The organism is Luteitalea pratensis (assembly GCF_001618865.1).
GTDB lineage: Bacteria > Acidobacteriota > Vicinamibacteria > Vicinamibacterales > Vicinamibacteraceae > Luteitalea > Luteitalea pratensis.
The window spans coordinates 1409838-1432043 of the sequence record NZ_CP015136.1 but is presented as its reverse complement, the minus strand read 5'-3'; the positions used below and the strand labels follow the sequence as shown (position 1 = coordinate 1432043).

General features: G+C 69.4%; 18 protein-coding genes. 8 read left to right on the top strand and 10 right to left on the bottom strand.

Going from position 1 to position 22206, the window contains the following annotated elements; translation table 11 throughout:
* Positions 1–6: 6 nt before the first annotated feature.
* Positions 7–2394 carry a heavy metal translocating P-type ATPase gene (locus LuPra_RS05975; RefSeq protein ID WP_110169900.1) on the bottom strand — a complete coding sequence of 796 codons (2388 nt, stop codon included), beginning with the start codon at positions 2392–2394 and terminating at the stop codon, positions 7–9.
* Positions 2395–2397: 3 nt separating this feature from the next.
* On the bottom strand, positions 2398–2613 hold the full coding sequence (locus LuPra_RS05970) for a heavy-metal-associated domain-containing protein (protein WP_110169899.1): 216 nt from the start codon (positions 2611–2613) through the stop codon (positions 2398–2400).
* 114 nt (positions 2614–2727) lie between these two features.
* On the opposite strand from LuPra_RS05970, the gene LuPra_RS31630 reads away from it, so the two are divergent.
* The 5 genes from LuPra_RS31630 to LuPra_RS05955 all read left to right on the top strand — a co-directional run bounded on the left by LuPra_RS31630 (position 2728) and on the right by LuPra_RS05955 (position 7659).
* Entirely contained in the window at positions 2728–3741 is a 1014-nt protein-coding gene (locus LuPra_RS31630) for a protein kinase family protein (protein ID WP_157898791.1), read from the top strand.
* Positions 3742–3782: 41 nt separating this feature from the next.
* Positions 3783–4784 (top strand): nucleoside hydrolase, encoded by a 1002-nt coding sequence (locus LuPra_RS31625; protein ID WP_157898790.1) that lies wholly within the window; start codon positions 3783–3785, stop codon positions 4782–4784.
* Positions 4785–4898: 114 nt separating this feature from the next.
* Entirely contained in the window at positions 4899–5984 is a 1086-nt protein-coding gene (locus tag LuPra_RS31620) for a hypothetical protein (protein ID WP_157898789.1), read from the top strand.
* Positions 5981–6724, top strand: a complete 744-nt coding sequence (locus LuPra_RS05960) for a DUF4956 domain-containing protein (protein ID WP_157898788.1) — start codon at positions 5981–5983, stop codon at positions 6722–6724. Before LuPra_RS31620 ends, LuPra_RS05960 begins: the two co-directional genes overlap by 4 nt.
* A gap of 8 nt (positions 6725–6732) precedes the next feature.
* Positions 6733–7659, top strand: coding sequence for a phospholipase D-like domain-containing protein (locus LuPra_RS05955; protein WP_110169897.1), 927 nt, complete (start codon positions 6733–6735; stop codon positions 7657–7659).
* Positions 7660–7782: 123 nt separating this feature from the next.
* Here the strand turns inward: LuPra_RS05955 and LuPra_RS05950 are convergent, their stop codons facing one another.
* Positions 7783–9087 (bottom strand): S41 family peptidase, encoded by a 1305-nt coding sequence (locus tag LuPra_RS05950; RefSeq protein WP_110169896.1) that lies wholly within the window; start codon positions 9085–9087, stop codon positions 7783–7785.
* Positions 9088–9168: 81 nt separating this feature from the next.
* Here LuPra_RS05950 and crcB point away from each other — a divergent pair, with 81 nt between their 5' ends.
* Positions 9169–9543 carry a fluoride efflux transporter CrcB gene (crcB, locus tag LuPra_RS05945; RefSeq protein WP_110169895.1) on the top strand — a complete coding sequence of 125 codons (375 nt, stop codon included), beginning with the start codon at positions 9169–9171 and terminating at the stop codon, positions 9541–9543.
* 251 nt (positions 9544–9794) lie between these two features.
* On the opposite strand, the gene LuPra_RS05940 is transcribed toward crcB, so the two are convergent.
* The 3 genes from LuPra_RS05940 to LuPra_RS05930 form a co-directional block, all read right to left on the bottom strand.
* Positions 9795–10964 carry a GtrA family protein gene (locus LuPra_RS05940; protein WP_110169894.1) on the bottom strand — a complete coding sequence of 390 codons (1170 nt, stop codon included), beginning with the start codon at positions 10962–10964 and terminating at the stop codon, positions 9795–9797.
* Complete coding sequence (locus LuPra_RS05935; protein ID WP_110169893.1) at positions 10961–11653, bottom strand: CDP-alcohol phosphatidyltransferase family protein; 693 nt, start codon at positions 11651–11653, stop codon at positions 10961–10963. Before LuPra_RS05935 ends, LuPra_RS05940 begins: the two co-directional genes overlap by 4 nt.
* Positions 11654–11723: 70 nt before the next feature.
* On the bottom strand, positions 11724–13514 hold the full coding sequence (locus LuPra_RS05930; RefSeq protein ID WP_110169892.1) for a carboxypeptidase-like regulatory domain-containing protein: 1791 nt from the start codon (positions 13512–13514) through the stop codon (positions 11724–11726).
* 74 nt (positions 13515–13588) lie between these two features.
* On the opposite strand from LuPra_RS05930, the gene LuPra_RS05925 reads away from it, so the two are divergent.
* Entirely contained in the window at positions 13589–16147 is a 2559-nt protein-coding gene (locus tag LuPra_RS05925; RefSeq protein ID WP_110169891.1) for a CHAT domain-containing protein, read from the top strand.
* A 51-nt stretch (positions 16148–16198) separates the two neighbouring features.
* On the opposite strand, the gene LuPra_RS05920 is transcribed toward LuPra_RS05925, so the two are convergent.
* The gene (locus LuPra_RS05920; protein WP_110169890.1) at positions 16199–17005 is read right to left on the bottom strand and encodes an anti-sigma factor; all 807 of its coding nucleotides are present in this window, start codon (positions 17003–17005) and stop codon (positions 16199–16201) included.
* Positions 17002–17595, bottom strand: coding sequence for an RNA polymerase sigma factor (locus LuPra_RS05915; protein ID WP_110169889.1), 594 nt, complete (start codon positions 17593–17595; stop codon positions 17002–17004). Before LuPra_RS05915 ends, LuPra_RS05920 begins: the two co-directional genes overlap by 4 nt.
* A 118-nt stretch (positions 17596–17713) precedes the next feature.
* Here LuPra_RS05915 and LuPra_RS05910 point away from each other — a divergent pair, with 118 nt between their 5' ends.
* Positions 17714–18919 carry a glycoside hydrolase family 172 protein gene (locus LuPra_RS05910; protein WP_110169888.1) on the top strand — a complete coding sequence of 402 codons (1206 nt, stop codon included), beginning with the start codon at positions 17714–17716 and terminating at the stop codon, positions 18917–18919.
* A 207-nt stretch (positions 18920–19126) separates the two neighbouring features.
* Here LuPra_RS05910 and LuPra_RS05905 read toward each other — a convergent pair whose 3' ends face one another.
* Positions 19127–20179 (bottom strand): aldose epimerase family protein, encoded by a 1053-nt coding sequence (locus LuPra_RS05905; protein WP_110169887.1) that lies wholly within the window; start codon positions 20177–20179, stop codon positions 19127–19129.
* A 359-nt stretch (positions 20180–20538) separates the two neighbouring features.
* A complete protein-coding gene (locus tag LuPra_RS05900) occupies positions 20539–22116 on the bottom strand; it encodes an AbgT family transporter (RefSeq protein ID WP_110169886.1) in 1578 nt (525 codons plus the stop codon).
* Between the last annotated feature and the right edge of the window lie 90 nt (positions 22117–22206).

Below are 22206 nucleotides of genomic sequence, written 5' to 3'. Positions count from 1 at the left end.
TGGACCTCATACGATGCGCGCCTGCCGCAGGCGCAGGCTGTTGCTGACGACGCTGACGGAACTGAACGCCATCGCGGCGCTGGCGATGATCGGGCTGAGCAGCAGGCCGGTCGAGGGATAGAGCACACCCGCGGCGATCGGGATGCCGACGACGTTGTAGACGAAGGCCCAGAACAGGTTCTGTCGCATGGTTGCCAGCGTGCGGCGCGCCAGGTCGATCACCTGCGGGACGCCGGACACGTCACCACGGACGAGGGTCACGTCGCTGGCCGCCATCGCGATGTCGGTGCCGGTGCCCATCGCGATGCCGATATCGGCCTGCGCGAGGGCAGGGCCGTCATTGATGCCATCGCCGACCATCGCGACGACGGCGCCGGCGCCCTGGCGCCGCCGAATCTCGGCCACCTTGCCGTCTGGCAGCACACCACCCACCACGTCGTCGATGCCGGCCGCGAGCCCGATGGCGCGCGCGGTCGATGGTGTGTCGCCGCTGAGCAGCACGACGTGCAGCCCAAGGTCGCGCAGCCGGCGCACGACGTCTGCGGCGCCCGGCTTGATCGGATCGGACACGCCCAGGGCTCCCACGGCCACGCCGTCGACCGCGACGAAGATCACCGAGGCGCCCTGCTGCGCCCATGCGTCTGCGTCGGCGCCGACTGCCACGGGGTCGATTCCCGAGTCGGCCAGGAAACGGGCGCTGCCGACCAGCACGTCGCGCCCGTCGACGCGCGCCTGCGCGCCACGACCAGCGGTGGCCTGGAAGTCGGACGCAACGGGTGTGGCGCGCGCGCCCTGCTCCGACGCATACGCAATCACCGCGGCCGCAAGCGGGTGCTCGGACGCCCGCTCGACCGCGGCACCCAGCGCAAGGGCATCACCAACCTCCACGTCGTCCGCCCAGCGCGCATGCGTGACGACCGGTCGGCCCTCGGTCAGCGTGCCGGTCTTGTCGAAGGCGACCGTTGTGAGCTCCGCCGTGCGCTGAAGCGCGTCGCCGCCCTTGATCAGGACGCCGAGTTCCGCGCCCTTCCCGGTGGCGACCATGACAGCCGTCGGCACGGCGAGCCCCATCGCGCACGGACACGCGATGATCAGGACGGTGACCGCTGCGGCGAAGCCCCGCACGATCGCGCCGTCGCCCCCGAACAGCCACCACACGAGCAGCGTCACGAGCGCGATGCCTATCACGACGGGCACGAATACGGCGCTGATGCGGTCGGCGAGATCCTGGATCGGCGCGCGAGAGGCCTGCGCATCGCGCATCAGCCTGACGATCCGCGACAACACACTCGAGGCGCCAAGCGTCGTCGCGCGATAGACGATCGCGCCCGTGCCGTTGACCGTGCCGCCGATGACCGCGTCGCCGGCGGCCTTGTACACCGGCAGGGACTCGCCGGTCAGCATCGACTCGTCGAGGCTGCTCGTTCCTGCCTCGACGCGACCGTCCACGGGCAGGCGCTCACCCGGTCGCACCCGGACCAGGTCGCCGGTAACGACGTCCTCGATGGCGACGTCCTGCTCGACGCCGTCGCGGACGACGCGGGCGGTGCGTGGCTGCAGGCCGACGAGTGCGCGCAGGGCTCCCGAGGTGCGGCGTTTCGCGCGTGCCTCGAACGCACGGCCAGTCAGGATCAGCGCGATGATCAGGATCACGGCCTCGAAGTAGACGTCAGGCGCCAGGCCGCGCGAGACGAAGATGCCCGGCGCCGCCGTGGCGACGAGCGAGTAGACGAAGGCCGCGCCCGTGCCTACCGCGACGAGCGTGTTCATGTCGGCGCCGCCGTGGCGGCCGCTGCGCCACGCCCGCACGTAGAACTGCCGTCCGGCCCAGGCCATGACCGCCGCCGTCAGCAGCAGTAGGGCCCACGACAGCAGGCGACGATCGACGGCATAGAGCCATGGCGCCATCTCGCTGAGCGCAGGGTGGACGGTCGTCATCACCCAGCGCATCAGCGGATCGGTGATCGGCGGCAGCGCATGCCCGTGCACGGGTGCATCGAGCGGAGGGGCCATGAGCGGCATCGACGCGATCATCGCGACGGCACCGGCCGTGCCGCTGGCGATGGCCTTGCGGCGCAGGTGCTGGTACTCGATCGCATCCGCGCGATCGCGCGCCTCCTGCTCGGCGACCAGGTCCACGACCGGCGGCTCGAGGCGGGCGTCGTAGCCGGTCCGCTGGATGGCCGCGACCAGTTCCTCGGGGCGTACCCGTGACGCGTCGAAGCGCACCGACGCCTGGTGCGCCAGCAGGTTCACGCTTGCGTCCGCCACGCCGGGCACACGCGTAAGGGCGCGCTGCACCCGGACCTGGCAGGCGGCGCAGGTCATCCCCTCGACAGGGATCTGCACACGCGTCAGCGCGTCGGGCGTCAGGGCCGCCGGTTCAGGGCTCATGGCTCAGGCCGCACGCACCGACGCGAGGGTGAAGCCGGCCTCCTCGATGGCTGCCGTGAGTTCGGCGGTCGTGACGACGTGGTCGTCCGCGTCGATCAATGCCTGGCCGACCTTGACGTCCTTCACGTCCACGCCCGGCAGGTCCTGGAGCGCCATCGTGACCGCCTTCACGCAGTGGCCGCAGGACATGCCGACGATCTCGAGCGACTTGAGTGGCATTCGGACCTCCCTGTGGCAGGGCCGGCTCTCCGAGCCCGGCCAACGGAATCAGATACCCCCGGTGGGTATCCTGACACCAGTATACTCCCGCGGTTGCTGCCATACTGCGCTCCGGTGCACGTCGCGACGGTTTCCCCCGAGTCCCTCACGGAGTTCCTGCACGTCCGCGGCTGGATTGCCGGCACGTCCAGGGTGATCGAATGCGCCAGGCTGGGCGGCGGCCGCACGGCCACCACCGTCCGCGTCACCACCGATGCCGGGACGACCCGCATCCTTCGCCAGCCGGGCGCCGTCCGGCACGACGATGCCCTCTACATCGTGTCCCCGGCAGAGCGGCTGGCCGTCGAAGGCGAGTTCTACGGCCTGGTGCAGACGTGGCCGGCCGTTGCCGAGCGCATGCCCACATGCCTGGGCGTGGACCGCACCGACCATGTGATCGCGCTCGAGGACCTCGGCCCGTCGCGCCCGTTGATCGACCTCTACAGCGGTCGCCGATTGCTGCAGCCCGAGATCGACGACCTCACGGCGTACCTCGTGGCCCTGCACGGCGTCCCGGGCAGCGAGGACGGACTCGGTGCGCTTCGCAGCGACAGCGTCCGCCTGGCGCGTCACGCCGAGCGTTTCGAGCAGCCGTTCTCGGCGAGGCGGGTCGAATCGCTGACGACGCGCGTGCCGCGCCTGGAGCGACAGGTCGATGCCATTCGCACCGACCTGCACGTCCGCGCGACGATGCGCGATCTTGGCGGGCGTTTCCTGGAAGGCCGCGGCACGCTGCTGCATGGAGATTTCCGTCCGGCGCGCTGGATGCCGTCGCCGCGGGGCCTGCGGGTACTCGCGCCCGGCCACGCCACGGCCGGACCGGCCGCCCTCGACATCGGCTTCTTCGTCGCGCACCTGCTGCTCGCCGATCAGCCGCACGCGCTGATCTCTTCGGTGTTGCAGCAGTATCGTCGGGCCGCGCCGGTCGACGTTGCCGACGTCAGCGCCTGCGTCGGGCTCGAGATCATCCGCGGGCGGCTCGGGGCGGATCCGGTGCCCGGTGTCCCCGCACCCCATCGGCTCGAGGCCGAACTCGATTACGCAGCCCGCCTCCTGCGCGGTGGCACGACCGTGGAGTTGCCGCTCTGATCTCGAGGCTCAGGTCTCAGGTCTCAGGTCTCAGGGCCCGGTTGATCCATCTCGCCGTCGCGACCTGGATGATCGTGACCGCCGCGGCCTGCCGGAGTAGCGACGCACCGCCTGACGACGGCCGCATTGCCACCTGGCTCGACATCAGTCCGGCGATCGGCGATCCGCCACGCAACCCCGGCGATGCACTCGCGCTGCTGCAAGCCTACGGCTCCGGTAGGCTGGGAGTGCGCGGCGTGTCGGTCACCTTCGGCAACGTCCCGCTCGAGCGCGGCCTCCCCGCGGCCCAGGAACTGCTGAAGCGCCTGGACAGCGGACTGCTTCGAGCGTGGCGCGGCGCCTCGGCGCCCGACGAACGCGCGGCGCCGACCGAAGCCACCGAGTTGCTCCAGGAGGCGTTGGGAAAGGAACCACTGACCATTGTGGCCACCGGCCCGATGACGACGGTCGCCTCGGTGCTCCTTCGGCATCCGGCGATGGCCAGTCGCATCCAGCGCGTGATTCTTGTCGCGGGCACGTCGGTGGACTCCAACCCGCCCGGGCCGCGCTCGGAGAGCGGGCCCTACCTGGCGACGACGCCCGGCGGCGCCGGTATCAGTGCGAGGGACGCCAACGTCGAGGCCGACGCCCCCAGCCTGCAGGTGCTGCTCGACAGCCCGGTGGCCCTCACGGTGGTGTCGCCGAGCCTCGCCACCGGTATCGGTCTTGACGCAGCGGACCTGGACCGTCTCGACGAGGGACACGGACCGATCAAGCTGATCACGCCGCCGGCGCGCGCCTGGCTACAGGCGGTCCGCGGCGTGGACGACGCGACAGCGTTCGCCGTGCCGGCCATGCTCGCGGTGGATGTGGCGGCCCACCCGGGTGACGTCCGATGCGAGGCCGCTGTGGCGTCGGTCGCGACGCCGCAGCCGCACGGGCCTCGCCTGCTGATTGCGAGCAGTACCGAAGGACGCCGGGTCACGTGGTGCCACACGGCCGATCCCGGGGCGAAGGCGCGGATCATCGCCGACGTGCTGCGCGTCCGGCAACTGCCACGCTGACGGCCCGCTTCTGCGGCCTCCGGGCACGTCCATTGCAGGGCTTGAGGAGTCATGGCGCTGCCAGCTACATCTGCCCGGCCGAGGGGCGTGCCTGCACGTAGTGTTCTCATTCACGTGGTCCGCGCCGCTGCATTGAGACGCATCAATACCGCGGTGCTGTTATTGCTGTTGGGCGCCGGCTGCGCGGCGCGGACGTCGCGACCGGACATCGTGACAACGTCCGCGGCAAGGAACGACGCCCTGGCTCGGGCGCGGGTCTGGACCGAGACGCCGACCGCATCGCTCGACGTGCGGCGCGGCCCACGTGGGGACGGGGCGTTCGCCCCGGGCGCGCTCGTGGAGTGCACGCGTGTCGACCGGGACATGAGCGGCAGCACCCCGAAGTTCACGTGCCGACTGCCGGGCGGCAGGGACGTCAAGGTCAAGTACGGGCGCGACAACGGCGAGGTCTACGCCGAGGTGGCGGCGTCGCGCATCCTCTGGGCGCTCGGGTTCACCGCCGACGCGATGTACCCGGTGCGCGTGCGCTGCCATGGGTGCGAGGGAGGCACGCCCGACGGCGATGCGCGGCTGTTCGACCCGGCGACGATCGAGCGCAAGGTCAGGGGGCGCACACTCGCCGACGACGGGGGCGAGGGCTGGTCGTGGCCCGAACTCGACACGCTGGCGCCGACGGGAGCACTCAGCACACGCGCGCAGCGTGATGCCCTGAAGCTGCTGGCGGCGATGCTGCAGCACACCGACAGCAAGCGCGAGCAACAGCAGCTCGTCTGCGAGGCAGACAGCTGGTCGACGTCCGGGTGCCGGCGCCCCATCGCCTACATCTCCGACCTCGGCAAGACCTTCGGGAAGGTCAACCTGATGAACCGCGATACGCCGGGCAGCGTGAATCTCGACGCATGGCTGGAAGCACCGGTCTGGAACGGCACGACAGGGTGTCGCGCCAACGCGGGCATGACCTTCACGGGCACGCTCAAGGATCCGGAGATCTCCGAGGAGGGGCGCCAGTTGCTCGCCAGGTTGCTTCAGCGCCTCTCGGATGCGCAGCTGCGCGACGTGTTCGACGTGGCGCGCTTCCCCGTGCGGGCGGCGGCGACAGGGCACGAGTCCGAAACCGTGGAGCGCTGGGTGGCCGCCTTCCGCAAGAAAGCGGCAGAGATCGCCTCGCGCCGCTGCGACGTGACGAGGGCCGAGCGATGAGCCGGCGAGAACGGTTCGTGGCGATCGCATTGGTGTTCCTGGCGCTCGGCGTGATGACGGTGCCCGTCGCCGCCCAGGCATTCCCCGGGGCCGCCCCCGTGCCCGCCGAGCCCCCTGCCACCTGGGAGGAGGCGTTGCGCGCGCTGTGGCGGCTGCCGCTGGCGGCCTTGCTCGCGTCGATCCTGGCGCTACGACCGCGGCGGCGCGGTACCCCGCCACGTGATCTGGCGGTCATTCATTCGCAGATCATCCTTGCCGTGGTCGGCGTGCTCGTGATGCTGGTCGTCGGCACCAGCCTCGCGCGCGCCTTCGGCATTGTCGGTGCCGCGGGCCTGGTGCGGTACCGCGCCAAGGTGAACGACCCGAAGGACGCCGGCGTGATGCTGTCGACGCTCGCGATTGGCTTGGCGACCGGGGTCGGTCAATGGCCGCTGGCGATCGTCGGCACGGTGTTCCTGGTGGTGCTCCTGGCGGTGATCGAGTCGTTCGAACCGGCCGCGACGCGCGAATTGGTGATTACGGTGAAGGCCACCGACCCGGTCGTCATGAAGCCACGGCTGGAGCGCGTGCTGCGGCGCGAGGCGACCAGTTTCGAGATCAAGGCGATGTCTCCCGAAGAGCTCCAGTACGAAGTGCAGTGGCCGGTGGACCGGCCGACTGACGGCCTGTCCGAGCGTATCGTCGGCATGGACCCGAAACGATCGGCCGACGTCGCCATCGAGCACGTCAAGGACAAGTAATCACCATCATGAAACTCATCGTTCAACCCGATCACGGCGTCGAGCCGGTCCTGTCGGCCATCGCCCGCGCGCGGCGCAGCATCGAGGTTGTCATATTCCGCCTCGACCTGAAGGACGTCGCCCTCGCCCTCGAGACCGCAGTGACGCGAGGCGTCGCCGTGCGCGCCCTGATTGCCCACACCAACAAGGGCGGCGAGAAGCAGCTGCGCAAGCTCGAATTGCGCCTGCTCGCCGGCGGTGTCACGGTGTCACGATCTGACGAGGACTGGCTCCGGTACCACGGCAAGATGCTGGTGATCGACGGCCGGCAGTTGCACGTCAACGGGTTCAACTTCACCTGGCTCGACATCGACCGGAGCCGCAGCTTCGGCGCCATCACCACCTCGCCACGGCTCGTGAAGGAAGCCCAGCGCCTGTTCCAGGCCGATTGTGACCGCCAAGCGTACGTGCCGGCGTCCTCCGGTCGGCTGGTGGTCAGCCCCGAGACGTCACGCCCACGGCTGAACGACTTCCTCGCCGGTGCGAAGCGCCAGTTGTGCATCTACGACCCCGAGATCTCCGATCCGCGGATGGTGCGCGTGCTCGCCGATCGGGTGCGCGCCGGCGTCGACGTGCGGATCATCGGCAAGGCCTCGTCGCGCCTTGGGGTCCCGGCGCTCCGCTGTCCCACGCATCGGCTACACGTCCGCGCGATCATCCGCGATGGCGCGCGTGCCTTCCTCGGCAGCCAGAGCCTGCGGACGCTGGAACTCGACAAGCGGCGTGAAATCGGGGTGCTGATCACGGAGCGGGCGGCGGTCCGGGGGATGCTCGCGGTGTTCGACGCCGACTGGAAGCTCGCCACCAAGGCAGCGAAAGCGTCGAGCGCCGCGGCGGAGGCCGGCGTGGGCGAAAGCGCGGACCCGCCGCCGACCGACGATGAGTCGGCCGCATAGCCTGGCCATGCAGGGACGCGCTCGGGGAGCGGGCCCTACCCTCTTCGTCTGACCGTGTCGCCCCCTGTCCCATGCGTAGCCGTCGAACGCATCACGACGGCTGGCGTCCGGCGTTCTCCGCGACTAGTGAGCGCCGATCAGTTGTTCGAGCCCACGGCTCGGCGGCAGTGTGTCCAGCTTCGTGCTCTCGCGCCGTCGCTGCGGCGCTGCACTGACCGGTGGCGCCGAGCACCGGCCGGTACGGACCACCGTCAGCGCCTCTGCGAGCGAGGCCTCCGCCGGATCGCCGAGCTGGTGATCCGCGTCGTCGCCGGCAGGGCAATCGGCGGCGATGCCGCTGAAGTAGTCACCCTGTCCAAGCGCGTTGCGCAGCGTGAACGCGACCGGATACAGCACCTTGTCGCAGAACGTGATGCCGTACTGACCGACGGGCTTGCCGTACGTCGTCTCGCCCACCGTCGTCACCGGGATGAATGGCCGCAGCGCGTTGATCACGAGTTCGCTCGCCGATGCCGAGCCGCCGGTCGTGACCACGACGAGACGCTGCAGCGACAACGTGTTGTCCTTGTGCTCGAACCGGGTCACTTCGTTGCGGAAGGCATTGCGCGAGTTGTGGAAGTACTCGGCGAAGACCTGGCCCTCGGTGCGGGTCCCGCCGATCAGGCTGGCGAGGTGCTGGGCGATCGACACGAGTCCCCCGCCGTTGTAGCGCAGGTCGAGCACCAGCTCGGTCGCACCCACGTCACGCAGCGCGTTGAAGGCATCGTCGAGCGCCTGGCGGGACGGCGTCACGAAATTACGGAAGAAGAGGTACCCGATCTTCCTGCCGTCGACCTCGTACACGTTCAGGACCGACACCGTCGGAATCGTCACCGCGCGCTTGGCCATCGACGCATCCGTGGCGCTGCCATCGGCTCGCTCGTATCGGAAGCGGATGCTGTATCCCTCCTGCGAGGGTCCAAGCGCGGTGCCGATCGTACCGGCGGCGACGAGCGTGACGACACTCTGGCCGTTGATGGTGGTGATGCGATCGCCACGCTGCATGCCGGTCTCGGCCGCGGGGCTGTCCGGGAATATCTGGAGGATGCGCAGGCCCTGCCCGTCGTAGCTGTTGGCGAAGCCGAAGCCGACGAACTGGCTGTCCGAGTAGAACGCTTCTTCGGTCGCACGCGCGCCGATGTAGCTGAAGTGCTCGTCGAGCGGCCGGTAGCGGACGGCTTCGAGCAATGCCTCCGGCGAGGCATAGCCGCTGGTGTTCACGGTGGCCGGCAGCTCGGTGTCCCAGTAGTAGATGTCCCGCATCACGTCGAGGACGTAGCGGTTCTGGCTCGCGGTACTGCAGTTGGCGAGATTCTGCGCGCCGGCTGTTGGCAGCAGCGCTGAGAAAGCGGCGACGACTGCCGCGGCGGCAACGAGGATACGACGCATGGGACCGGGCTCCTGGAGGGGACCCGCTGGCACGGCACCCACCCTGCCCGAGCGTAACACGGCCGGGTATGATGGCTGCCCATGCGCTCCTTGTGGCTCGTGGCGGTCGGCGGCGCGCTGGGCGCCGTCGCGCGCGCGATGATGTCGACAGCCATCCACTCACGCTGGCCGTCGACGCTGCCGTGGGGGACGATCGCCGTGAACCTGGTCGGCTGCCTGATCCTGGGCCTGCTCTCGGGTGCCCTCGAATCGAGGCCCCACCTGAACCCGACGTGGCGCGCCTTCGGGGCGGTCGGAGTGCTCGGCGCGTTCACCACGTTCTCCACCTTCGAGAACGAGACGCTGGCGATGCTCCACCGTGGAGAATTCCCGGCGGCGCTGGTCAACATCGCCTTCAGCGTCGTCGCCGGACTCGCCGCCGTGTGGGTCGGACAGTTCGGCGGACGGCTCCTCTGAAGATCGGTCTCAGGGCTCAGGGCTCAGGTCTCTTAGGTCTCAGGTCTTAGGTCTTAGGTCTCAGGTCTCAGTGTCTTAGGTCTCAGGTCTCAGGCTTGAGACATGAGACGTGAGACGCAAGCCGTAGGCCGTAGGCCGGAGGCTGGAGGCTGGAGGCTGGAGGCTGGAGGCTGGAGGCTGGAGGCTGGAGGCTGGAACGGTAAGCGTTAGCCGTTAAGCGTCAGGCGTGAGGCATGAGGCATCAGGCATTCCTACTTCCACCCTCCCTGCCACGCGCGAACCGCGGTCGTCATCGACTCCCGCGCGACACGCGTGACGATCGGTCGCGAGACGAGGCCGAGCCCGAGCGGCACCGGGCGACTCAGGGTGATGGACTCGCATGTCACCACGACCCCTTGGGGCACCACCGAGAATCGCCAGAGCGTCTGCATGCGCCAGAGGAAGCCGCGGCTGTCGTCCACGGGGACGCGCTTCTCCCTGGGAGTGCCGGGATCGGAGACCTCCTCGATCCGCGTCGCGACGGCGACGCTGTCGATCCGTGTCGGGCCCTGGACCTGATGCCGGACGCGGTACCAGGTGTCGTAGGTTGCCGTGATCAGCATCGAGCGAGTGAGGCGCAGGAAGAGGTCGTGTCCGGCCTCGCTCCAGTTGCTGACCTTCAGGCTCAACACATCTCGCGGCTGCGAAAAGCGCTCCGGGTGCCGCAAACGATCGACGACCCTGTCGATCGACACGCCCTTCACAAGGACGCTGCCCTGCCAGTGCTCGAGCGTGGCGTCGTCGACGGCAACGTTGTGCAGTTCGCGGTGCGAGATCTCGAGTTCACCACGCGTCAGCGCCGCGAGTACTCGCGCGCCGTGCGGGTCGTCATCGGTAGCCCAGGACGGCACGTCGCGCGCGAGGTCCGCCGCGCGCGCACGCTCGAGCGACACGAGGTAACGGTCCCATGACAGGAGCGCCTGCGGTGACGGTCCGGAGGCAGAGGCCACGGAGGGCGTCGCGAACCAGACCGCAAGGACGGCGATGTGCACGCCGACGCCCGCGCCACCCGCGAACACCCACCGATCGGCCAACGCGTAGTTGACGATCGCGCAGAGCGCCACGGCGATCACCTGCGCGGCCAGGGCGGGCACGTGTCCCGACAGCGCGACCACCGTGCCCATCCCCACGACGAGCGACGTCATGCCGCTCCCGGCATGTGCACGGATCAACGTGAGTGGCCATGGCTGGCTCCGGGCACGATCGCGCCAGGCCCAGCGGCGGTGCCAGGCATGGTTGTTCACGATGGCTGCCTCGATGGCCAGCAGGGTCGAGAGGACCGGCGCCAACCCCGCGGCCAGCAGCGCCGCGCCCACAGCCATCTGCACGACGAAACCCGAGGCACCGACGGTGACGAAGCGAAAGACTCGTTCGGAACTCACGGCGCGATCCGCTCTTCTCGTGCGAGCGCGAGTGCGGTCCGCACCGCCGAGAACATGAAGGCGCAGACGATGCCGGCTGTGGCGATGAAGCCACCCAGGTCGAACAACGCCACCCGGCCGACCCCTGGCACGCCCACGGTCGGCCGCCCGACCAGCGCAAGCGCTCCCGCCGCCAGGACGATGCGCAGCTCTGTCGGACCGAATCCGAACGACGCGAGCCGGAACACGCGCGTCACGTGGGTCGCCAGGAACACCTCCGCCATCGCGGCGAGGTAGGCCACGAGCAGCGCCATCGCCAGCAGCGGTGCCATGCCTCCTGACAGTGCGAGCCCGGAAAACAGCGCCACGGCCCCGACGATGTCGACGACGTGATCGACGTAGTAGCCATAGCGGGGACGCTGCCGGTTGCGGACTCGCGCCACCGTCCCGTCGAGGCTGTCGCCAAACCAGTTCAGGGCGAGCAGGACCGGTACGAGGTACAAGAGACGCGAATCGCGCGACGACGCGGCGAAGGCCAGGCCGACGCCGAGCATCGAGAGCAGGCCCAGCAACGTGAGATGGTCCGATCCGATGGCGCGAGGCAGGCGCTGTGCGATCCACACGAGCAGCCGCTTCTCGACAGCGGCAAGGGGACTGGCGTTCTGGCGGGCGTGAGTGCCTGCCGGTGCAGGAACAGTGGTGACGGACATGAATGCGGCTCCCCGGAGACGAGTGTTCAGGTCTCCTGCCCGGGAATGTGCAAGACGTGTCCGAATCGGCTCATCGCTCGACGAGCGTCAGTGTCAGCGGCACCAGCTCGCCGTCCTTGACCTCGGCGGTCCGGGCCCTTCCCGTCAGCAAGCGCAACTGATCGGGCTCGCTGAGCACCTGGTAGTCCGCCTGCACCGCGGGCACCGCGAGCACGTAGTAGTGTCCCGGCCGCAGCCCCTGGAGCTTGTACGCGCCATCGAGGCCCGGTCTGGTGATGCGAACGCCGCTGGCAGGTCCCCGTTCCCACTTGTCCTCGTCCTCCGGAAAGACGACGACGGCGTAGTCGTTCGCCGTGGTCCCGGTCGGCATGGTGACGGTGCCGGTGAGGCCCGTGGCGCGCCCGCTCACGACGAGCTCGACGCCAGTGAAGGCCTTCGATGCGCCGAAGTCGAAACCGTCGAGGGCCGACTGCCCACTGACACGAATGTCCTTGATCCACCAGCCCTCGGGCACGCCCTGCAGGGCGAGCACGAGATTCCCGCGGAGCCCCGACACGGTGAACGACAGGTCGGGCGCCACGCGGCCCCGGGCCATCGAGCCGAACCTCATGTTGGGCGTGGCCGGGAAGGCCGTCACGCGCAGGGTGCGGTTCGCGAGCAGTGCCGGATCGCCGCCCTCGACGATGACGCGCCCCCGCGCCGTGGACCCCGGGCTGGTGGTGAGGGGCACCACGAGGTCTTCGCCTTCGACGGTCACCGACTCGGTCGCACTCTCGGGCATCGGACCGTCGTCGTCGAGCCCGCCAGGTCCGCCGCGCATCATCTGCTCGACGATGAGCGTGTAGGCCCCAGGCGGCACGCCCCCGATTTCATACAGTCCGCCAGCCATCACCGGGCCGCCGCGGCCCATGCCCGACATCGCCTCGGCGCCCTGGGACTGCAGACGGACCATGCCACCCTCGAGCGGCTCTCCCTTGGAGGTCAGCACCTTCCCACGCACGGTCGCGACCTTGGAAGCCACCAACTGGATGTCCATGGCAGCCTCGGTGTTGGCTTGCACCTGCACCTTCACGGCCTCGGCCGGGTTGACAGTCCCTGGTCCGTACGTCGGGATCGTGTCCGTGTCGACGTTCTGGACGTTCTCGCTGCCCCTGAAGAAGTTGCGGTCGCTCGGTTCGGCCATGACGAGGTACTCGCCAGGCGCGAGCCCGAACATCCGGTAGTGCCCCTGGTCGTCGGTGGTGTCACCGGGGCCGCCGAGGTACCGCTGCTGGCCGCCGATCCGCTGGGCACGGACCGCGCGCACTTGCACGCGCTCGGCCGGCTCCCCCGATTCGTCGACAACACGCCCGGTGATCACCCCACCTCGCACCAGTGCGAACTGCAGTGGGCCGACTGCTGCACCGTCGGCCACGCTCACGCGTCGCCCGGGGCCGTTCTGGGTGACCTGACCGTAGCTCTGATCGACATACCCGGAGCGTCGCGCGGTCAATGCGTACTCGCCTGCGGGCAATTCGCGAATCATGAACCGCCCGTCGTCGTCCGTGCGCGCGGAGATCGGTCGCTGCGGCGTGAAAAACGCGCCGCGCGGTGGTATGTCGGGCCCGCGCGTCGACGTCGCGCTGACGGTCGCGCGCCGTAGTGGCAGCCCGGTCTCGGCTGCCACGACACGACCACTGAGCGTCGCCGTGCCGACTTCGGGCACGGGAGACACCGGACGCGCACTCGTGTCGCGCGGCGGCATGGGTGGCGCCGGCCGGGGTACCTGGATGCGCGGTGATGGTGACGTCGGCTGTGCCGCGACGGAAACGACGGGCGACAGTATGCACAGGACCCCGAACGTGAACGAGACGCGAGTCATGAGCCCAAGCCTCCGCAGGACCGCATCATACGGCAGCCGGACCGCCGGCTCGTTGCAGCTATAGTCGACACCAGATGCGTGTCGCGTCCCTCCTCCTGGTGTGGTGCCTGTCGGTCGTCACGGTCGCCGCACAGGCGCCCTCTTCCCTCGCCACGCGCCTCGACGAACTGCTGGAGCGCATCGAGGCACGCGCGTTCGACGATGCCGAAGCGCTCGCCGCGGCGCTGCGCGAGGACGCCGCGCAGGCCGGCGACGACGATACGGTGGCGCTGACAATGCGCTTGCTCGGCGACATGCGCATCGATCAGGAACGCCTCGCCGAGGCCCGGACGCAACTGGTGGCGGCGCAGGAATTCGCGCGGTCGCGGGGACTCCGGCGCAGGGATCTCGAGGCGACGCTGATGCTCAGCCGGGTCGGGGCCATCGATGGCAATGCCGAGCGCGCCGAAGTCGACGCCATTGCCGCTCTCGACGGGCTCATCGCCCTCGACCTGCCGCGGGAAGCCACGCTGTGGGCCTTCGACCAGGCGATCGCGTCGGTCCGTGGCATGGCCGAGCACGAAGCGATACTCGTCCGGGCAAGGCCGTACTTCCGTGCTGACGATCGGTTCGCCACCGCGTGCAGCCTGTGGCACGCAGACGGCGACCACTACTTCAACAAGGCCGCCTACGTCCAGGCGCACGAATCACTCACGACTGCGCTCGCCTGCTATGAAGGCCTGCCGCGGGGTGGCGGCGACGCCGGCCGCGTGCTCGTAAGCCTCGGCCGGGTCCAGCGGGCCCACGGGCAGTTGCTCGCGGCACTCGACTATTACCGGCGCGCGGCTCGCCTGCAGGAGGCCAACGGCGACATCCCGGCGATGCTGCAAAGCCTCAACGCGCAAGCGGTCACTTACGACAGGCTCGAGCGCCATGCGACGGCAGAACGGCTCTACCGGCGTGCGCTCGGCATCGCCCGCGCCAGGTCGCTCGAGCGCTACGAGGTGTTCCTGCTGGGCAACCTGGGCGGGTCGCTGCTGCTTGCAGGGAACACTGCGGCGGCGCTGCGCGAACTCCAGTCGGCCCTCGAGCGGGAGAAGAGCCCGTACCTGCGGGCGACGCGGCTGCGCCAGATCGCGGATGCGTGGCGCGAGCTCGGGCAGTACGACAAGGCCTTGGCGGCAATCGATGACGCCGCGCGCGAGCTGCCCACGCCGGGGTTCGACGATCGCGTCTCCTGGCTCGCCGCCCACGCAATGATTACCGCGCGCCTCGGCAACCTCGACACCGCGCAGCACGACCTCGACGAGGCCGTGAGGATGATCGAGGACGCGCGCGCCCGCACGCTGCCTGGCGACGTGGCCCGGCGCGGCTTCGGCGATCTGCACCAATGGCTGTTCGCCGTGTCGATCGACATCGCCATGCGGCGAAGCGGGATGGCCAACGCGCTGGAACTCGCCGAACAGGCGCGGGCCCGCGCGCTCCTGGACCTGATGCAGGACGACACCGCGGCCGGGCGTGCCGCGCCGCCCAAGGTCGCCGAGATGCAGGCGCTGGCGCGCGAGTTCGACACGACGCTAGTGGTCTACTGGGTCGATCGCGCCTCGACGTTGGCCTGGGTCGTCAGCGCCGAACGGGTCCGCGGCTATCGCCTGGCGGTCAGCGAACGCGCCCTGCGGCAACTCGTCGGCCTCGCGGCGGGCTCCGGTAACGTGCCTGCGGCGATCAATGCCGCGCTGCTCGGTGGCGCAGACCTGCACGCATGGCGTGCGCTCCACCGCGCCATCATCGCGCCGCTTGCCGCCGACCTGCCGGCACGCGCCGGCGCGCGCCTGACGATCATCCCGCACGGGCCGCTGCTGCACCTCCCGTTCGCGGCCCTGCTCGACACGCGTGGACGCTATCTGATCGAACGGTACGCCCTGCACTATGCACCGTCGATCGGGGTGCTCGCCGCGGCGGCTCGGCGTCCCGCCAGCACCGCCGCGGCACGTGCCATGGTGATCGGGGATCCAGCGCCACTCCCTCGAGTTCCGGGCCTGCAGTTGCCCCCGCCGCTGCCCCACGCGCGCATCGAGGCCCGGCGCGTGGCACGTCGGTTCACGCAGGGCGCGCTGCTCTCGGTGGGCGGAGCAGCCACCGAGCGCTCGCTGCGGGAGGCCGTCGCCGGCTATGGCTGGCTGCACGTCGCGACGCACGCACGCGTCGCCGAGGAAAGTACGGCGCAGTCCTACCTCCTGCTGGCGCGCGGCCAGGGCGGCGCCGCAGACGACGGCCTGCTGACGGAGGACGAAGTACGGACGCTGCCACTCGATGGCGCGACCGTCGTGCTGAGCGCGTGCGGTACGGCGCTCGGACGCGTCACGGGCGAGGGCACGGTTGGCTTCACGAGGAGTTTCCTGGCCGCCGGCGCCCGCGCCATCGTCGCCACGACCTGGGAGGTGCCGGATCAGGCGGGGCGGCAGGTCATGAACGGGTTCTACGACGCCAAGGCCCGGGGGGCCGGCATGAGCGATGCGCTGCGCGCGGCGCAGCTGCAACAGTTGCGGGCCCTGCGCGCCGGTACGGTGACGATGAAGGCCGGCGATCAGAAGGTTGCGCTGCCGGCGACACCCCTGCTCTGGGCTGGTTACATCGCGGTCGGCGCGCCCTGAGCCATACCGGTTGCGGCCCGCTGTCCCAGCGGGCCGCGCCGACTGGCGTGGCTACTGCAGCAGCTCGGACAACGAGGCGAGCATCCGTGCCGCTTCCCCGGCCGGGCCGGCTCCCGCGTCGCGAGCGGCAGCGAACGAGGCCTGGGCGGCAGTGACGTCGCCCCGCTGCAACGCGGCCTTGCCGAGGTAGAACAGGCTTTCCCGGGCGTAGGGCTGCTGGCCGCTGCCGCGGACCGCGTCGAGGGCCGAAACGGCGGCGGGACCATCCCCGCGCATGAGGTCGGCAATGCCCTGATAGAAGCGGGCTGCTGTCGTATCGATCGCAGCCAGCTCGCGCGAGGCCACGGGCCAGTCGGCGCGGCTGTAGGCCTGCATCGCGGCGCTGAAGTGCGAGTCGCCGTCGCCGCGCGTCGTGAGCGAGAGGTACGGCGGCGGCGTGACCATCGCGAGCACCGCGACGCGGAGCGCGCTGGCACTGCGCCCGACGGCAGGACGCGCCTCTGGCGCCGATGGCAGGGCGACCTGTGCCTGGACCTGCTCGGGTGGCGCCTGACGCAGGTACACCGCCGACACCGCCAGCCCGACGAGCAGGCTTGCCGCGATCGCGAGTGCCCACCAGGGGAGGCCGCGTGACGGCATCACGCTGGGCGCGCCGCCACTGGCGACGACCACCGGCGCCGACGCAATCTCGCGCGTGCCGAGTACCTGCTGCGCCGCCTGGTAGCGTTCGACGCGTGCCAGGCAGGGGTCGCAGGCGAACAGGTGGTCCTCGAAGGCCACCAGTTCTGGCTCATCCAGGTCCCCGGTCACGTACTGGAGGACCACCTCGTCGTCCGGGTAGCGAGTGCAGGCGCTCATCGCAAACTAGGTGGCTGGGAAGCGTGAGAACGTGACGGGGGCGGTGAACCGAACACATCCATCAGTCGGCGTTGCGCCCGGAGCTTGCGTGTCCGAGCGGCGTCCGGGGAGATCCCGAGGCGAACCGCCAGGTCGGCCGGCTTGCACCCTTCGACCAGGATCAGGCGCAATACCTGCTGATCCGCGGCCGGGAGACGGTCGAGCGCCCGCTCGACGTCGAGGCGCCGGACGTCGGCGTCCTCGTCGGAGGCCTGCACCACGTCCATGTCGAGCGACTGCACGTCGTGCCGCGTCGAGGACCGGTGCTCGGACCGGACGATGTTGCGGGCAATCCCGGCGGCAAAGGCAGGCAGGGCGCCCGGGTCGCGCAGCCCGCCGCGGCGCAGCTCCAGCAGCAGGGCGATCATCGCGTCCTGCGCGAGGTCTCGAGCCAGTTCGGGCCGGCGCGTCCGCGCCAGGCAGACCGCGCGCATCCGCGGGCCGAAGCGCGCGGCCAGTTCGGCTTCGGCCTCGGGATCATCGGCACGAATCCTCGCCACGAGGGCGGCATCATCGGACACGGGGACGGGCAGGGCTAGGGCGTTGGGCATCGGGGCGACGAAGGTCGGCTCCTATGCACAACGCTTGGAGCCCACGTCCTGAACACCATGCCTTTGGATAGGCCGGCCGGCTTTGCCCTTTTGTGGCTTTTGCGATACACCACACCCCATGCGTCGAGTCCTATTGATGGTGTGCGGGCTGGTCGTCCTGGCGGCGCCGACCCTCGACTCCCAATCCACAGGCTCGCTCATGCAGGGCTGGCTGACGCTCCAGCCGGGCGTCAAGAGCCTGCGCATCAGCAGCTTCGACAAGAGCGGCGGCAACAACGACCGCCTCGAGAAGATCGCCCAGGGCGAGCGCCGGACGCTGGCCGACATCAAGGGAGCGGGGCAGATCACCCACATCTGGGTGACGATCGCACCGCCTCCGCCGGCCGTGTCGCGCCACGACATCATCCTGCGCATGTATTGGGATGACGAGACGACGCCGAGCGTGGAAGCGCCGATTGGCGAGTTCTTTGGACAGGGGTGGAACGAGAGCTACCCGATGGCGTCGTTGCCGCTGGCCGCCGGTCCGCGGGAGGGTCGTGCGATGGTGAGCTACTTCCCCATGCCGTTCCGATCGCGAGCACGGATCGAGGTCGAGAACGACACCGGCCGGCAGATCGACGCCTTCTACTACTACGTCGACTACGAGCAGTTCCAGGCCGGCGCGCTTCCCGCCGATACGCCGTACTTCCACGCCTGGTACCACCACGAGCTCACCGAGGCGCAGAGCTACGGCGAGAACGAGTGGAGCACCCTCGGGCCGGAGCAGAAGAACACGACCGGTGCCGGCAACTTCCTCGTCGCCGACATCACCGGCCGGGGCCACTACGTCGGCATGAACTACTACGTCCACTCGCCGTCACCGATGTGGTACGGCGAGGGCGACGACCTCTTCCAGGTCGATGGCGAGCCATGGCCGGGCTCGCTCCACGGCACCGGCACGGAGGACTACTTCAATACCTCCTGGTCGCCCAACAACCTGTACCAGCACCCGTTCTTCGGCTACGCGCGTGTCAACGGCGAGACCGGCTGGCTCGGCCGCACCCACGTCTACCGCTTCCACCCGACCGACCCGGTGCGCTTCCAGAAGTCACTGCGCGTGTCGATCGAACACGGTCACGACAACAACCTCACGCTCGACCTTGCCACCGTGGCGTACTGGTACCAGGCCGAGCCGCACAAGGCGTTCCCGACCTTCCCCGATCGCGAATCCCGCAAGCTGATGCCCAACATCGGCCCGAGCGAGATCCACCGCTGGCGCGACGCATGGCGCAAGCAGATGGGCAGCGGCGGGCGGTTGTGGGGAAACGAGAAGAAACAGCCGTGACGAACGCAGAACGCTGAACGCCGAACGCTGAAGTTGAAAGTTGAAAGTTCGTCGTGCGTCGACCTGAAGGTCGACGCCTACGAAGCGGATGGAGGTTGTAGCGGATGGAGGCTGTCGCCGCCGACCTTCAGGTCGGCGGTCATCCTCGCGTGCCGTCCGGCGTTAAGCGTTAGGCGTTCAGAGCACGGCGTTCACGTTCGGCGCGAGTCAACGAGTGCCGAACGTGAACGCCGTGCTCTGCCTGTAGGTCTGCCCCGGCCGGAGAATCGCCGACGGGAACTGCGGCTTGTTGGGCGAGTCCGGGAAATGCTGTGTCTCGAGACAGAAGCCGGATCGCTTCGGATACACCTTGCCGCCCTTGCCGGTGATCGTGCCGTCGAGGAAATTGCCGGTGTAGAACTGCGTGCCCGGCTGCGTCGTCGCGACGTCCAACGTGCGGCCGGTGGTCGGCTCGTACACCCGCGCGACCCGCTCGAGACTGGTACCGGTCCGCGCGAACACCATGTTGTGGTCGTAGCCGCCGCCGATCGCGATCTGCGGATGGTCGGCGCTGATGCGCGCGCCGATGGCCGTCGCGGTCCGGAAGTCGAAGGGCGTGCCCTCCACGGTGGCGAGTTCGCCGGTGGGGATCAGGCCCTTGTCCACCGGCGTGTACCGGTCCGCGGCGATCTGCAACTGGTGTCCGAGCACGTCGCCGTTGCCGGCGCCCGCGAGGTTGAAGTACGTGTGCTGCGTGAGGTTGATGGGTGTCGCCTTGTCGGTGGTCGCCTCGTAGTCGATGCGCAGCGTGTTGTCGTTGGTCAGCGTGTAGGTGACCTTCGCCTGCACGGTGCCCGGGTAGCCCATGTCCCCATCGGGGCTGGTGTGCGTGAACACGACACCCACGCTGTCACCGCGCTCGAAGGGCTCGGCCTTCCAATTGGCCTTGTCGAAGCCCTGCGGCCCGCCATGCAGGTGGTTCTCGCCGTTGTTGATCGGCAGCGTGTACTTCGTGCCGTCGATCGTGAACGTCCCCTTGCCGATGCGGTTGCCGTAGCGGCCGACGATGGTGCCGAAGAAGGGTGACTTGCCCAGGTAACCCTCCAGCGTGTCGAACCCGAGGACGACGTCGCCGAGCTGGCCCGCCTTGTCGGGCACCTTCAGCGACGTGATGATGCCGCCGAGGGTGATGGCCTTGACTTCCATCCCGTGCGCGTTGGTCATCGTGAAGGCCTCGACGGCCTGGCCGCCGGGCAGGGTGCCGAAGGACGAACGTGTCATCGCAGCCGTTCGGGAGGGCGCAGGCGCCTGGGTGGATGAGGAGGCCGAGGCCTCGGTCGAGGAAGAGCCACAAGCCCCTCCCAGTGTGGCCGCCAGCACCAGCGGCAGCAAGGACAGCGGTGGACGACGAATGGGTGCGGACATGGGCAGGCTCCTGAAGCGGCGCCACGTTACCACATGGGTGGCACTCGAAATGCCTAATGCCTAACGCCTCATGCCTACGCACGGGACACGGAGAACGGAGGTAGGGCCCGTTCTCCGAACGCGGCCCACGCACAGGCCGGGCTCGGAGAGCCGGCCCTACCGGCGTTCGTCGTTCGGCGTTCGGCGTTCGGCGTTCGGCGTTCGACTCGGTTCCGTCAGGGATAGGAGTACCCTGCGCCGACACCGAGCGGCAGGCCGAACGTGAACCACACGAGCAGTAACACCGTCTGCAGCGCGAGGTACATCACGCCGAGCGGAAGCACGAGCGCCATGATCGTGCCGAGGCCGCAGGCCTTCACGTAGCGGCGGCAGAACGCCAGCACCAGCGGAAAGTACGGGAACAGCGGCGACATCAGGTTCATCGGCCCGTCGCCGATGCGGAATGCTGCCTGCGTCAGGTGCGGCGACAGGCCGACCCCCATCAGCATGGGCACGAGGATCGGCGCGAGCATTGCCCACTTGGCCGACGCAGACGGCACAATGACGTCGAGGGTGAATGTCAGCAGGATCACGCCCATGAGGGTGACCGCGCCGGGTAACCCGAGGGAACGCAGCACGTCGGCACCCTTCACGGCGATGGCCGCACCGAGATTCGAATCGGCGAACGCCTTCGTGAACAGCGCCGCGAAGAACACCATCACCAGGTAGTAGCTCATCGAGGACATCGTGGCCGTCATGCCCTCGATGGCCTCGCGGTGCGTGCGCATCGTGCCCGCGACGCGGCCATCCACGAGCGCGGGCGCGGCCGTCAGGAGCAGCAGCAACGGCGTGAGGCCGCGCATCAGGGGTGAGTTCGCACCCGTGAGTGATCCGTCCGCGGCACGCAGGGGCGATGGCGCTGGCCACGCCGCCGCGGCGAGGCCGCCGGCCACCACGAACGCCACGACGGCGGCGGCCCAGAGCCCACGACGTTCGGCAACCGTGATTGGCGGGGCGGTCGGCATCAGGTCCGGATCCCCGTCGACGGCAATCGTCGCCACACGCGGCGCGATCACGCGATCCACGATCCACCACGTCGCGGGCACCGTCGTCACGGCGGTCGCCAGCATGAGCCAGTAGTTGTTCATCGGCGTGGCCGAATACCCCGGGTCGATCAGGCGCGCGCCGCCCTCCGTGAAGCCGGCCAGGATCGCGTCGAGGCTCTGCGTGAGGACGTTGGCGAACATCAGCCCCGACAGCGGGGCGAACGTGGCAACGATCCCGAGCAAGGGATGGCGTCCGGCGACGTAGAACAGCGCCGCGCCGAGCGGCAGGACGACGACGAGCGCCGAGTCCGAGAGGACATGCGAGAGGATCGCGACAAGCACGACCAGTGGCGTCAACAGGTGGCGTGGAGCAATCGCGAGCCCTCCCCGCAGGACGGCGGCCAGCAGGCCCGAGCGCTCCGCGAGACCGACGCCGAGCACCATGATCAGCACCATGCCCAGCGGCGGAAATGTGACGTAGGTCAGCGTCATGCCGGCAAGGAACGTCGCCATCGCGCGAAGCGTGAGTTGATTGGCGATCTGCAGCTGGTGACCGGTCCGGGGATCGATGAGGCCGAGGTCGACGCCATCGAGCAGCGACGACATCAACCACGTCACGGCAAGCGCGATCAGGAACAACAGGATCGGATCCGGGCACCGATTGCCCAGCCGCTCGACGCCGTCCAGCCAGCGACCCGCCAGGGTGGGCCTGACGATGACAGCGCCTCGCGCATTGCCAGCCTTCGGGAGGGATGGGGCAAGACGCATCGGTGGCTCCTCGCGCGGAGCTGCGCGCGCCGGGGACGGACGTCGCGCACCGGAGTGGTCGCGACTGCCAATGGTAGGGCTTGGAGAGTA